Here is a 13581-nt window from a genome sequence, read left to right as displayed (position 1 = left end):
TTATTCTGATGCACGTGGGAATACGGGGAAACGAACCGGCGACGCGCCGCGTGCGTCGCCGTGAACCTGGGAAGGCGTCAGAACCGGTGACGCATACCGACAGCGATGGCCGCCTGCTCGCTCGTCGTCGAAGCTGAGAGGAACTGGCTAACCTGGGCGAACTTCGCCGAGCCGATCGCGTGCTGCCCCGTGCCCATCAGATAGACATCGGTGCGCTTCGAGAGGCTGTAGTCGAAGAAGAGATCGGCCTGCTCGTAACGTGGACGACTGTCGCTTGCGTCGACGCGTCCATCGGTATAGACGAACGCGACGCCGAGCAGTGCGGCGGGCGTGAACCGGTACGAGGCATTGACCTCGTAGTTCTGGAAGCGCACGTCCTGGCCGCCGAAGCCGCCCTTGAAGGTCGACTGCGTGAACGCGCCGCCCACCTTGGCCGAACCGAACTGATAGCTCGCGCCCACGCCGAACACCTGGTACGCGTGTGCCGCAATGGCATAGCTGCCGTTCACGCTGTTCGCGGTGGTCCAGAACGTGCCCGCGGCGAGCGCACCCGGATGGTCCACATGCGTGAATGCCGCCCCGGCGTACAGCCCGCCTGCTGAATAGTGGGCGCCGACGCTATAGACGCTGTTAGTGGCGATCGAGCCGGGCTGACCACCCGGTGCGTACAGTGCAGTGAACTGGGTGCCCGAAAACGTCGGACTCACGTATTTGATCGTGTTGTTCACGCGAAAACCGCGATTGGTATTGTCGTTGTCGCCGGGGTGTTCGAAGAGTACGCCCCACTGGTCCGTCGTGACAGGCGAGATCTGCTCGACCATCTCTTCGTATTGGCGACCGAGGGTGAGGGCACCCAGATGGTCGCTGGAAAGGCCGACATACGCCTGACGTCCGAACATGAGGCCACCCTGACCGAGCGTGCCATTGGCAAGCGAGAAGCCGTTCTCGAGGACGAAGACGGCGTGGAGGCCAGCGCCGAGATCCTCGTTCCCGCGCAGCCCCCAACGGCTCCCCTGCGTGATGCCGCTCATCTCCTGCCAGGTCTGTCCGCCTTTCTGATTGGTCGTATAAGCCAACCCTGCATCGATGATGCCGTACAGCGTCACGCTCGACTGCGCGTGAGCGGTGCCGGCTACGGCGAGCGCCGCACCAGCGGCGATGACTGATCGTTTTGTTACCGCCATGCCTTGAGTCTCCTGAAATGGGAATAGCGAATCTGGGATTGGAGTTCGCAGACGGTATACGATATTTTCAAAATCGCGCTGTCAAATGAGGGAATTCCGCGCCTTGCAGCCTTATTAACAGTATGTTGTATACAAAATGGACGATGCCTCGTATGATCTTGGCATTCACTCAAGGATTGACATGATTCATCTGACCGACAATGAGATCGACGGGCTGGTCGACTTCTCTTCTGCGATTCCCGTCCTCGAGCGCGCGTTCGTCCAGCTCGCTTCGGGAGAAGCCGCCGTGCAGCAGCGCATCCGCACCGAAGCGGATGGCGTCAAGCTCTCCACGTTGGGCGCCGTGCTTCCTCTGGAAGGCGTGGCCGGCGCGAAGGTCTATACGACGATCGCCGGCCGCTTCAACTTCATGATCGTGTTGTTCTCGACGCACGACGGCAGTCTGCTCGCCACGCTCGACGCGAATGCGCTGACACGCATCAGGACGGCCGCATCCACCGTGCTGGCAGTGCGCTCGCTGGCGCGTCGCGGCGCGCAAACAGCCGCAATCTTTGGCGCGGGCGTGCAGGGGCGCGCGCATGCCAGCGCGCTTGCGGCCCATACCGGGTTGAGATCGTTTCGTATCGTCGGTCTCGACGATGCCGCCGCGGCGGTGGCGAGCTTCAACGAAGAACACGGTTCGAGCGATGTCGAAGCATTCGCTTGCGACGCGGCCCGTGCCGTGCGCGATGCCGACGTGATCGTGACCGCCACGCGCGCGGACCAGCCGCTATTCGACGGCGCGCATGTGCAGCCGGGCACCCTCGTCGCGGCGATCGGATCAAGTCTGCCGACCACGCGCGAACTCGATGACGCGGTGCTTGCGCGTGCTGCGCGCGTCGTCGTCGAGCTGCGCGAACAGGCGCGCGTGGAGGCCGGCGATCTGCTGCTCGCGGGGCCCGGTCTTGTTCAATGGGACCACGTGCTCGAACTGGGAGACGTCCTCGGCGCACGCGTGGCCGGCCGGCAGAACGAAGACGACATCATCGTCTACAAAGCCGTCGGCATCGGTCTGCAGGACATCGCCCTCGCAGGCCTCGTATGGCGCAATTACCTCGCACGCGCGGGCAATCACGCTGCGGGCTGACGCCATGAGTCAGAACCTGCAGAACGTCTCGGGTGTCGAGACCCTGAATGCCGGCGGGCATGCCCAGGCGCGGACGTTCGCGCAGTCGCTATGCGCGATGCTCGGCCTGTCCAGCGTCGTCATGATGGTCGCCATCGATCAGACCGTCGTAGGGACGGCGTTGCCCACCATCGTCGCTGATCTGAAGGGCTTTGATCTCTATGCGTGGGTGGCGACGGCCTATCTGCTTACATCGGTAATCACCGTGCCGATTTTCGGCAGGCTGGGGGACTGGTTCGGGCGCAAGCCCCTGATCATTGCCGCGATCGTCCTCTTCACGGCTGCGTCGGCGCTATGCGGCGCGGCCGGCAGCATGGCTACGCTGATCGCATACCGCGCGTTGCAGGGGATTGGTGGCGGCATGCTGGTCGGGACCTGCTTCGCGTCGATTCCCGATCTCTTTCCGGACCCTCTCGTGCGGCTGAGGTGGCAGGTGCTCTTTTCGAGCGCATTCGGCGTCGCCAACGCAATCGGACCGTCGCTGGGCGGTTTTCTCAGCCAGCACTATGGATGGCGCTCGGCGTTTCTCGTGAACATCCCCGTCGGCCTCGTCAGCCTTTGCCTGACGAGCGGCTTTCTGCCGCGCATCCGACACGTGCACCCTGGGACGCTCAATCCCGACTGGCGCGGAGCCGTGTGGATTGCGCTCACCCTGGGCGCCTCGCAGCTTCTGGTCGAATCCGTAGGGCGGCACGGGATCAATCTGACCGCGTGTATCCAGGCGGCCGTATTCGTCGCGGGACTGGCGCTGCTGGTTCGTGAGGAGCGTCACGCGCCGCAAGCGATCCTGCCACCCGTGCTGCTGCGCGATCGCGCGATCGTCGTGCTGCTCGTGCTTTCGCTTCTGATGGGCGTCGCCATGTTTGCGCTGCTTTTTTACGTGCCTCTGCTTTTGCAAGGCGCGCTCGGGCTCGGCGCGGAACAGGCGGGCGTTGCCGTGACGCCGCTCGTCGTCTGCATCACAGTGGGCACGATCGCGAACACGCGCATCGTCACCCGGATCGCCAACCCGAATCTGCTGCTCTACGCCGGATTTGCCTTGCTGGCCGCTTCGTGCGCGGGGATAGCATGCGTTCCGGTGCGCGACGGCGGATTGGCATTGCCTGCCGCCATGCTCATCGGCGGCGTCGGCATCGGCTTCGTCATGCCAAACCTGACCGTGTTCGCCCAGCAGGTCGCGGGCAAGCAGCAACTCGGCATCGCCACCGCGATGATCCAGTCGGCGCGGATGGTGGGCGGCATACTCGGTACGGCCGTGGCCGGGGCAATTGTCCATACGCGGTATGTCTCCGGGCTCGAGAGCCGGCTTGCGGCGCGCGGCGCGTCACTCTCGGGGCCTTTCGCGGCGTTGCGTGATCCTGAGGTGCTGCTTCATGGAAGCGCGTCGCGGGTCGCCGTTGATTTTGCGGCCGTAGCGGCGCACGGTGGAGCGCCGTTTCTGGACAGCGCCCGTGCCGCTTTGCAATCCGGTGTGGATCAAGCGTTGCTCGTCGTTGCGTGCGCCATGATCGCAGCGTGTCTGCTCGTGCGGCTCGTTCCGCTCATCGAGGTGGTGGCGCTGAGTGTCGGGCAGCGATCGTCGGCGCCCGAGTCGGTGCCTGAGTAAGCGCCGAAGCGGAATTGGGGTGATATTTGACCTTGTATAGCTATTTAATCTAAAGGTGCGGCTGCGCCAGGGTTGCCCGCGTTCGCGTCTTGATGTCCAAGAGTTCGTAGCGTCTCGTTGTGCGAATCGAACGACTGCTTTCTGGATTGAAGGGACGTCTGAATGTCGTGGCTGCTGGCGTTCCCGAACGGCCGATAGTGGCCGAATACGGTCCGACGTGGCCGGTCGTAGCGGACCTGAGCGGACCAACGCACTGTTCGAACATCAATGGCCGCTCCTCCGGTGATCAGCGGCCATTTGAGCGGCAAGCCAGATTCGACGGGGCGCACGTTCTGCGGCAGATTCTCTAGTTATCCAAAATAGCTGATCCCCGAGACAATCAACAGCAGGTTCACGACCCGTGCGAAATGATTGTCGGACAGTCGTTTATAGAGCGTCATACCGATCGCGGTTCCGAGCAGCGACCCGGGTATGCAGAGCAGAATGGCTGGGGCGAAACCGGTCTTGCCGGCGGAGTGTCGCAAGAGGCTGATTGCAGCGAGCGCGGCGACCTGCGTGATCAGGATAAACGGCTGATACATGGCACGCTGGCGGTCCTTGTTCCACCCCTTGAACCCGCACCAGATGGTCACGAATGCTCCGGGAAAGCCGGCCGCGCCACCCGTGACGCCGCCGAGAAATCCCGCTAAGACATCGAGTGCCTTCGCCTGGCGCCGGATGACCAGCGGCCGCCGGGCGAGCATGTAGCACCCATAGAGAACCAGGAACACGCCAAGCACATGGGTGTAGACGTGACGATCCAGCGTGAGCAGTACGGTGATGCCCAGGGGCAGTCCGGCCACGCCGCCGATCAGGAAAACAGCCAGCGCCCGCCACTGGATATCCTGTTTGAGTGACCAGACCATTGCTGTCTGGTTCGCGATGCTGCAGACAATCATGATCTGGACGATCTGCACCGGGTCGGCGGAGAGATGGAACAGCATTGCGCCGCAGACTGCGGAAAAGGCGAAGCCCGCGATGCTGGATATGCCGGACGCCAGAAAAATGGCACCGATGACAAAGAGCTCGACGCCTTCGTGCACGGACAAGGCCAGGCAAAGTGCCGTGGCGAGCACGAGCACCGCCCACTGAAGTTTGACCTGCCAGGGGTGCCACCCCGGTGCCGGGGTCAATGACCGGGCTGATCCCGCGGGGCTCTCAGGCGCGGGCTGAGGTTCGCTATCCATTTGCCATGTCTCTCAGTTTTGGACACCACCGGAAAGGCCGGCTTTTCCCGCCCGTTGTGGCGGGAAGCGCGCGTTCAAGGATTGATTACACCGGTGCGGCGGGTGCGCTGGCTGGTCGGAAGAAAGGTTAAAGTGATAGGCTCGGCGACTTTCAGTTTGATGCACGAAGTGTGCGCTACCGCACATCTGGATAGGCTAATGCCACGTCCACCGCACGGTTCCTCGTGCTGACGGCCGATGCCATGAAACATGAAGCTCCTCACCCAACGGTCTGAACGCGGCTGTGAGCGGCGTATCAGTATCGAGCACCGTGATGCGCTTGGGCACTACCTGAAGAGGTGATACGCTCGTGCTCACCGAACATCGGCGATCCGCACATTTTTCTTGGGGACAACATGCTTCCATTCGCGGATTCCACCCATCCACTGGTCCACGACGACGTCTATGCACTCTGGGATCGGCTGGCCGAGTTCTCAGCAGGTGATGGCGATGTCGCACTGTCCCATCTGCTAACCACGCTCTGTGCCATGCTCAAGGCACAGAATGCGCTTTGGTCCACTGTTGTGCGATTGCCTTCGCTCGCGCCAAAAGATCCGTTGTTCGGCTGGCGTCCACGACTGGCTCGGCTCCTGCATCCGGTCCCGGCCATGGTCGCTTCCGTGCAGGAGCAGTACGACACACTCTTGTCCGGCCACGTCGACTCGTCACATGTCGTGGCCGCGTCAGGTAGTGAACCGTTCTGCGCCAACCTGCTCTTCGAGGCGATGCCCGCCGAATGGTTTGAAGGTGAGCACTATCGCCGCCACTACCTCGAAGTCGGCCACGGCGACAGCATTCAGATGCGGTGGTCGCTCAACGACGATGTGCGGATTCATCTCTTCGTGTTTCGCGATGTGCTGGCACCCCGCTTCTCTGCGCTGGATCTCGAGCTTCTGTGCTTCGTGATGCATGGGCTGAGATGGTTCAGCCGGCAGCAACTGCTCAGCTACGGCCTGCTCATCGCCGACGCGCCCCTGACGTCGGCCGAGCGAAAGGTGCTGCTGTGGCTGCTCGACGGTCTCACGGAAAAGCAGATCGCGCAGAAACTCGACCAAAGTCCGAACACGACGCATGTCCATATCAAGTCGATTTACGGCAAATTCAATGTTCGTAATCGCTCAGCGCTCACCGCGCTGTGGCTCGGCAAGTTGCGATAGCGGAGTGCAGGCGCTGGACCGTTGCAAGCAGCGACGTAAGGATCGCGTGAGATGCGGGAGCCCGCCGGTTCGGACCTGTCAATGACCAACAAGATGAGGGGCCCCAGGGCAGTCAGCCGGACGTAGCTCCCAATTCACATCTCGCCCTGACGACCTGGATCAACGATATCCAACGCCCAGGATTCGGGGAATTCCGGACCCATATCACCCGCCTGAGCCCGGCAGTGGCGCGCCGTTGGCTCCCGGCGCACCCTGAACTGGGCCCGTCAGGTACTACGCCGGTTAGTTCCGCGGTAGCAGGTGCCCAGCGGCGACTTCGCTGTCACCGACCGCGAAGTCCGCGAGCTCATCCCAGAGTGCGAATATCGCGTCCTCAGGCAGTCTGTCCGAAGTGGACGGGAGGGGCGCCGTCGGCACCCGCTGCGCTCACGCGATCACCTATTCAGGTTATGTTCGGGCGTCAGCGAATAATCTACGATCCCGTCAAAGATCCAGGCCGCTCTTGTATTGCAGGGTGACCATCACAAGCACAGATCCAGGGACCAGACCTTGTCTTCGAAGGAAGGGGATCACGTCATGATTTCTGTACTTAAAACGGGCCGTCAGGCAACGAAGCGTCATCCTGTGTATCTCACTGGACTCGTTGCAATTGCAGTCGTCGCTGTGGCCTATGGGCTGCAAACGCGGTCGATGGTGGGGAGCGCTGCGGGACGGGATAGCGGGAGTTACGAGAAGGCGTGGGCGGTGGTTGCGGCCTCGGGCGACGCAGGGAAGTTTGTCGCTTCGAACTATCGGACGTGCATCGAAGCCCACGACACAAGCTACACGATGACGGATTGGTGGGTCACCATCGTTCACTCGCGCTTGAACACGGCTGCGCAGTGCGGCCTGAAAACCGTCGCCCTCGCGTCAATGAAGGGTGGCGCGTTTCTCGCCCAGGTGAAGGGCGTGATCGGCAGCCTGCCCACGCAAATTGCCGTGCCTGACCAACCGGCTCGCACGCTCCGATGGTTCGTTATTGACGATCGCCCCACGTGATGCGCTGAGGGTGACGCGATATTCGACTGCTGCCTCGACGTGTACCGGTGGGTCGCAACATGCGAAATGACTGCGGAACGTTGTGACGGCGTCAGGGGCGGCATCCACGTGCACGATCTGAAGAGATTCAGAACTACCAGCAGTACGTCTACCTACACAGAAGAAGTGAACGACAATTCATCGATAAGGATTACTATCATGTATTGCACCTCCCGACTTCATGGCCGGGTTCTGATCGTCATACGCAACTTCCGCATTCGTGCAGACTGCATCATCCGATCCTGTCGTGCACGCCGAGGTCAACGCCGAAGGATACAGGTGGATATCGAGGGATTATGAACTGCGCGGCGTGAGTCACTATCCGAAAACCGTGATGGAGCGGACCGTTGATGTCTGGATTTCCGCAATCATCGGTTGGTCATGGGCTGCCGACGACCGCTTTGGGTTGTGCGTCCCCCATCAGTGACCATGACGATCAGTCAACCCGGTACCACCGACCAGATTCTGGACACACAGCGGCCTGTGCACCGTTCAACCGGACTTGGTCTTCATCCCGTTGCTGCGATGTCGAGGTGTCGATGCCGAATGCCGCGTTAAGTGCGTGCGGAACATGGGCGGCTTCGATGGGAACCTGCCGATCCGCTAGCAGGCGTGCAGAGGGCACGGGCACGTCGACCGTGAACGCTTATACGGAGCGTGTTGACGACCTCTTTAGGCGATGACCCTGCCTTCTTGTTCACCAAGTCAGGGTTAGTAGGCGCAATAACGGCGCCTTCAAAAGTCGCTCAGTTCCGGATGTTTTGCTCGCAAGCTTCCCAGTGCCGCAGCGGGTCGAGATGCTGTGGGTAGCGTAAGTTGAGCCACTCTGACAGCCTGGTCCAATCTGGATGGTTGGTACCGGGTTGAGCAGACCATCGACGACCTTTCAAGAATTTGACCGTTCCCGCGATCACGGACCAGCAAGCTGCCTAGTCCGCTTGAACTGTTCGTCTGTGACTCGACCAGATACCTTGGCAAAATCCTGAGCTCAGCGTCGTCGGCCCATCCGTATACGGCGCGGACCAATCCGGAGGGATCTCGCAGCTCTAACCAGTCCACAGCGCAAATGTCTGTCATGAGGCGCACAGCAGACATCGAGGGAGGCGTCATCGAACACGAGATTCCTTCAGTTCCCGTCGTAGCACCGTCAGCGGTTCACTTGCTCTCTCTGTCTGTCGCTGATGCCTGACTTTCACGACCTGATGGCGCCGATAGTGTCGTTTCTGTGGACTCTGGGGCGGCGGGTATCGCAATGTGGACACGATTGCGCCCCGCGCTCTTGGCCGCATATAGCGCGGCATCGGCACGCTCGTGCGCTGCCGCGATGTCATCTTCGCCATCGTGGTATGACGCGATGCCGATGCTTACGGTCTGCGAAATGGTCTGTCCTGCCTCCAGGGCGATAGGAGTGTTCTGGATGGAGGTGCGAATACGTTCGGCGACGGTCTGGGCCTGCTCTACTGTTGTGTCGGGCAGGATGGCGGCGAATTCTTCGCCGCCCAGGCGGGCGGCCAGATCCTCTGCGCGCAGCGCTCCTTCAAGCACGCATGCCACGACTGCCAGAACGCGATCCCCGGCTGCGTGACCGTACGTGTCATTGACAAGCTTGAAGTAGTCCAGATCCAGCGCCAGCAGCGATAGCGGCCGGTGTTGCCCGCGAGCATGCGCAACCGCCTGCGCGGCAGCCCTCGCGAAACTGCGGCGGTTCGGCAGTCCAGTGAGCGCGTCGATGTCGGCTTCGGTCCGTAGCTGCGTGAGTTGCTGGTGTTGATCACTGACGTCGACGAGTGTAACCAGCAGTGCGTCGGATGCTTCGGCTTGCACGCCGAGGGGGAGCCGGGTGCTGTACAGCAGCATATGCCGGGGGCCGTCGCGCGTGAGCATCGCGATCGTCTCGTCTTGACGGACCGACTGTGTGTCCGTCCATGCAGTGGGTTCCACGAACAGCCGGGCAAACGGTTGCCCCGCGCCAGCGACCGCACCGAATACAGCCAGCATAGATTCATTGGCAACAAGAACTTTACCTTCGCCGGGTTGTACCACGACAACCGGCGTGGGCATGTTCTTCACAATGGTCGAAATCAGGCTTGCAAACTGTTGCACCTGATCGAATAGGTGACGCTCACGGCGCACGAGCAGGATCGCGCTCGCCAGCATGACCAGGACCGTGGCAGCACCAGCGAGGTTGAGATACAAGCTTTGCCGTACACTCGCGCGGTATACATCGACCGAAAGGCCGACATCAAGTGTCCAGTAGCTTGCTGTGGATCCGAGCGGAATCCTGCGTGTGGCCACCAACTGTTGCGTACCGTCCAGTGGAAAGAGCAGATAACGGGTCGTCGTCGTGGGGCCAGTCGTCGCCGTGCCGTCGATCAGCTTCTGTCCCGGCGGCATCGCGAAGGCGGCCGGGTAGCGTGCGATGACGCGGTCCGCGCTGTCGCGCAACAGGACGGAAGTGCCCGCCGGCAAATTCATGGCTTCGAGCGGGCGCTGTTCGACGTTGACCACCTGGACGATGACCGCGTCGAGTTCACCTCCCCGGTTACGATGTCCCTTCGCGAAAATGACGACTGCCTCTTGTGCCCAGGTCGCAAGGTCTGTGACGAGGTCAGACGGATCATTCCGCACACGGGCAAGCGCCGATTCAAGGCCAGGCACCTGGTTGCCGACACCCGCACTCGATCCGGCAAGCAGCCGGCCGTCAGGCGCGAAGACCGCAATGAGCACTTCACCGAGCGCTGGACGCATGTCCATTGCCAGTTGCGTCAGCTCGGCATCGGCGAGCGTCTGGCTGTCCAGCATGTTCTCAATCTGTGCCGTCGACACACTTACGCGCTGCAAACGGTCCTCGATGCGTGCTGTGATAAGCGAGGCCTGGCCGTTCAGCCGCTGTGCTGCCAGGGTATCTGCGGCTCGGAAGTCGTGCCACGACTGCCATGAGTTAATCAGGATATTCAGAGTCACAAGCACGGCGAGTGCGAGCAGCGCCCGTCGCAGCCACGATTTGCGCGCAATGTAATCGAGCGACCAACGAACCGCGGTAGTGAGTGAGCGCGCCATGATGTCTGACTTCCGGTGCGGGCTTGTCTATCATCGTAGGCGATCGACGGCGTCACCGCATTTCAGGGCGGCATCAGCTCTGAGACACGTTCCCGAATCCTGCCCATCAGTTCGTTTTCGCCCACTCTCCAGGAGCATCTCGCCTTTCGGGTGGCTCACCAGCATCCGGTAAGGCTGTCCTGATGTGGCCAACTTCTGCTCGACACGTTCAGCGGTAACCAACCCCGACAGCGGTCCTTCAACCTATAGCGCAATCGGTGAGGGTGATCTGCCGGTATCGGTCATACATCTTGCCGGAGTCGTCTATCCCTTCTGGATCGCAAAGCCAGACTTGGCCATTCAGGGTTGCAAACGCTTCTTCAATACATGTCTCCGTCGTATGAGGACGTCCGACTATGCTTCTGCGAAATTTGAGGCATCAGCGCGCTGAACGGTTGGTGCCGGGTTCGGGCCGCCAAACGCGACAATTTTCTTTTGTCGTTTGGACGTTCCAGGCGGCTGATTGATGGGAGCAGTGCTTCGAGGTGACCCTCATGAGGCGCCAATGACCCAACTCAATGATCGAACCAGCGGTACTGGATCGCGACGGAGACGATCTGATAGTTGCCGCCCGCGCGCACGACAAAGCCTCGAGAGTAGGAAAGCTTGGCAGACCAGCCGCGACCGAGCGGCGCGGCAAGCGTGACGCCGCCGCGCGCGTTAGCCTGGCGGCCGCTGCTCGATCCACCATTGACTTCGGTGGCGCCACCGAGCGCATAGCCGAGATCGGCGGCGAGCCAGAGCCCCGGCCGAAAGCTGTATCCGCCATGGAGCTGGGCGATCGCGAGTGGAGCCTGGCTTTTTTCCCGTCCGTTGAAAAAGTTCGTGTTGTTCGTGAACATCCAGACACCGGCCGAGGCCTCGAAGAACCAGTTTCCCCATGGCTGTGATACCCCGACCTCTGGCTTGAATGCCCAACGGTTGTTACCGACGTTGACGAGGCGTGAGGGGACGTACTGGCCTGTGGGCGCCTGAATCGTCACGCTCGCGCCGAGCGAGGTAACGGGCGGCGCACGGGAAAACGCTTCGGGTGAAAGCGCGGGGTTGCCGATCAGATTTAGCGCGAAGCGAAACTGCACGTCACCGAGGCCTGCGCGATGCACCTCGGTTGGTGCACCAATGACGAGCCCATTCAGGTTGCCGCTCACGAATGGCACGGCAACGCCGATCGACGCCGTGCGGTCTGCCAGTGCGAACGTGCGCACGTAGCCGAGAACAAGGTTGTTCAGTTGTGTGCTTACACCCGTGATGGGGAGGGACGGGTCGGTGAGTACGTCGCCGCTTACGTGCGCGTAACCCAGGAGGAGAAAGTTGGTGCCAATCGGCGAGGGAGAATAGGTGCGCGGCTCCAGTTCCTGCGCACGCGGTGCGTTTGCCAGCCACGGCAGCACGGCGGCACAGTAACAGAGACGTAACCCCAGAGCGGGTCGCCTGCTCATGGCGGTTCAATCCGGTTTGCCGGCAGGAGGGGGCGAATGCGATGCGGCTGCATACGCCTCGCGAGTTCGGAACCCAGGATAGCAGCGACGTCCCCACCGGTGAATAGGACGATGGTCTGATTGTCGTGGGGAGGCGGCGCGTGAACGGGCTCGTCTGACCTGAAGGATGGAGCAATCACTGCCGTCGACCTGCCGTCCCCGGAGATCGCCGTGTAGGACCATAGGCCGATTTTCACAAGCCACCATAGTGGCAGTATCAGGATGTGCTGGTGCAGTGAGACCGTCGCCAGCGCGCAGAAGGTTAAGCGGGATTCATGACCGCACCGGATTCACGTTGCGGAGTCTCAGCTCGAAAGATGAGCATGGCGTGGCGATTGGTACACACACGGGCACTACCGGGGTTCGTTCCAGCCTCCGGTTTCGGAGCGGGTCTTAACGATGCGCGTCATACATGCGTTGATGTACATTGCGGCGTTCTGCGCAGGCATGTTCGCGGGTGTGGCGACGTGCTGCGCCGCGCAAGGTGCGGCATCGCAGCCTGCCGCTTCCGCGTCTACCCCGGCAGCTGCTACTGCCCCCGCGTCGGCTACCGGGGCGCGCCGTATCGATCTCGGCAACCAACCATGGAAAGGCGACTTCGACGCAATGCTCGACCGCCGTTTGATCCGCGTACTCGTTCCCTATAGTCGCACACTCTATTTTAACGACCAGGGTCACGAGCGCGGACTGACTGCCGGGCTTATGCGGGACTTTGAGCGCTACGTGAACAGGAAATACAAATCGACGCTTGGCAAGCGCCCGCTCACCCTGGTCATCATCCCGACAACGCGCGACCAGTTGATCCCGGGGCTGATCGCCGGCCGGGGCGACATCGCGGCCGGCAATCTGACGGCTACCGAGGCGCGTCTCAAACAGGTCGACTTCGTGGCGCCACGCGACCGAACGCCGGTACGGGAAGTCGTTGTTACCGGGCCGAAGTCGCCATCTCTTGCGAAGCTTGACGATCTCAGCGGAAAGACGGTCCATGTACGCGCCAGCAGCAGTTACTACGAGAGCCTGAACACGCTGAATGCGCGCTTTCGCAAGGAAGGCAAGGCTCCGGTAAAGCTTGCGCTGCTCCCCGATGCGCTTGAGGACGAGGACGCAATGGAGATGCTCAATGTTGGGCTCATCCAGATCCTCGTGGTGGATGACTGGAAAGCGAAGATATGGGCGCAGATACTGCCTGGGATCGCTGTGCGCGACGATATGGCGGTGCGCGACGCTGGCTATATCGGATGGGCGATCCGTTTGCAGAGCCCCAGGCTGAAGGCACCTCGTTACACACATCTCCGCGAAGCCCCGTCAGATAAGGCTTGAAGTTTGATCTGACGCAGGAATTCGGGGTTGTTAACTGAAGCGAATGCGCGTTTACTCTTGCAATTTGCGGCGACGACAAATGACGCGAGAGTCCGATGGCTGGGCATACAAGGAACTGGAAGGCGTGGATCTGGGTGACGTGAGGCGCAATAAACGCGCGAAGGCTGTGCTTACACGGCTCGCGGAGAAGCCGACGGCGAGCATCCCGGGCGCGTGCCGTGGCTGGAGCG

Annotated in this window: 9 protein-coding genes and 2 pseudogenes; 6 read left to right on the top strand and 5 right to left on the bottom strand. The window is 61.5% G+C overall.

All coding sequences use genetic code 11. The annotated features are described in order from the left end of the window. Positions 1 to 77 precede the first annotated feature (77 nt). A complete protein-coding gene (locus tag A3CW_RS0122085; protein ID WP_035513575.1) occupies positions 78 to 1184 on the bottom strand; it encodes a porin in 1107 nt (368 codons plus the stop codon). A 181-nt stretch (positions 1185 to 1365) separates the two neighbouring features. Between A3CW_RS0122085 and A3CW_RS0122080 the strand changes: the two genes are divergently transcribed. Both A3CW_RS0122080 and A3CW_RS0122075 read left to right on the top strand, forming a co-directional pair. Next, the gene (locus A3CW_RS0122080; protein WP_028205510.1) at positions 1366 to 2310 is read left to right on the top strand and encodes an ornithine cyclodeaminase family protein; all 945 of its coding nucleotides are present in this window, start codon (positions 1366 to 1368) and stop codon (positions 2308 to 2310) included. A gap of 4 nt (positions 2311 to 2314) precedes the next feature. Further along, positions 2315 to 3955, top strand: coding sequence for an MFS transporter (locus A3CW_RS0122075; RefSeq protein ID WP_322787963.1), 1641 nt, complete (start codon positions 2315 to 2317; stop codon positions 3953 to 3955). Between the two features lie 350 nt (positions 3956 to 4305). On the opposite strand, the gene A3CW_RS0122070 is transcribed toward A3CW_RS0122075, so the two are convergent. Beyond that, entirely contained in the window at positions 4306 to 5127 is an 822-nt protein-coding gene (locus A3CW_RS0122070; RefSeq protein ID WP_211254079.1) for a sulfite exporter TauE/SafE family protein, read from the bottom strand. A 449-nt stretch (positions 5128 to 5576) separates the two neighbouring features. On the opposite strand from A3CW_RS0122070, the gene A3CW_RS0122065 reads away from it, so the two are divergent. Together A3CW_RS0122065 and A3CW_RS0122060 are read left to right on the top strand one after the other, a co-directional pair. Next, a complete protein-coding gene (locus A3CW_RS0122065) occupies positions 5577 to 6377 on the top strand; it encodes a helix-turn-helix transcriptional regulator (protein ID WP_028205507.1) in 801 nt (266 codons plus the stop codon). Positions 6378 to 6953: 576 nt separating this feature from the next. Further along, entirely contained in the window at positions 6954 to 7415 is a 462-nt protein-coding gene (locus A3CW_RS0122060; protein ID WP_028205506.1) for a hypothetical protein, read from the top strand. 785 nt (positions 7416 to 8200) lie between these two features. Here the strand turns inward: A3CW_RS0122060 and A3CW_RS53915 are convergent. The 3 genes and pseudogenes from A3CW_RS53915 to A3CW_RS0122050 form a co-directional block, all read right to left on the bottom strand. After that, positions 8201 to 8504: pseudogene (locus A3CW_RS53915) on the bottom strand (hypothetical protein); the annotation flags it as partial. A gap of 105 nt (positions 8505 to 8609) precedes the next feature. Further along, a complete protein-coding gene (locus A3CW_RS50290) occupies positions 8610 to 10514 on the bottom strand; it encodes a sensor domain-containing diguanylate cyclase (protein ID WP_063750856.1) in 1905 nt (634 codons plus the stop codon). A 554-nt stretch (positions 10515 to 11068) separates the two neighbouring features. Next, positions 11069 to 11992 (bottom strand): transporter, encoded by a 924-nt coding sequence (locus A3CW_RS0122050; RefSeq protein ID WP_081771756.1) that lies wholly within the window; start codon positions 11990 to 11992, stop codon positions 11069 to 11071. Positions 11993 to 12430: 438 nt separating this feature from the next. Here A3CW_RS0122050 and A3CW_RS47165 point away from each other — a divergent pair. Both A3CW_RS47165 and A3CW_RS54565 read left to right on the top strand, forming a co-directional pair. Continuing rightward, positions 12431 to 13303: pseudogene (locus tag A3CW_RS47165) on the top strand (transporter substrate-binding domain-containing protein); the annotation flags it as partial. 91 nt (positions 13304 to 13394) lie between these two features. Next, a partial coding sequence (locus A3CW_RS54565) for an IS4/Tn5 family transposase DNA-binding protein (RefSeq protein ID WP_407669762.1) occupies positions 13395 to 13581 on the top strand: 187 nt, incomplete at its 3' end.

The organism is Paraburkholderia nodosa DSM 21604 (assembly GCF_000519185.1).
Lineage (GTDB): Bacteria > Pseudomonadota > Gammaproteobacteria > Burkholderiales > Burkholderiaceae > Paraburkholderia > Paraburkholderia nodosa.
The sequence above is the reverse complement of the archived record's forward strand: the minus strand, read 5'-3'. Positions and strand labels throughout refer to the sequence as shown.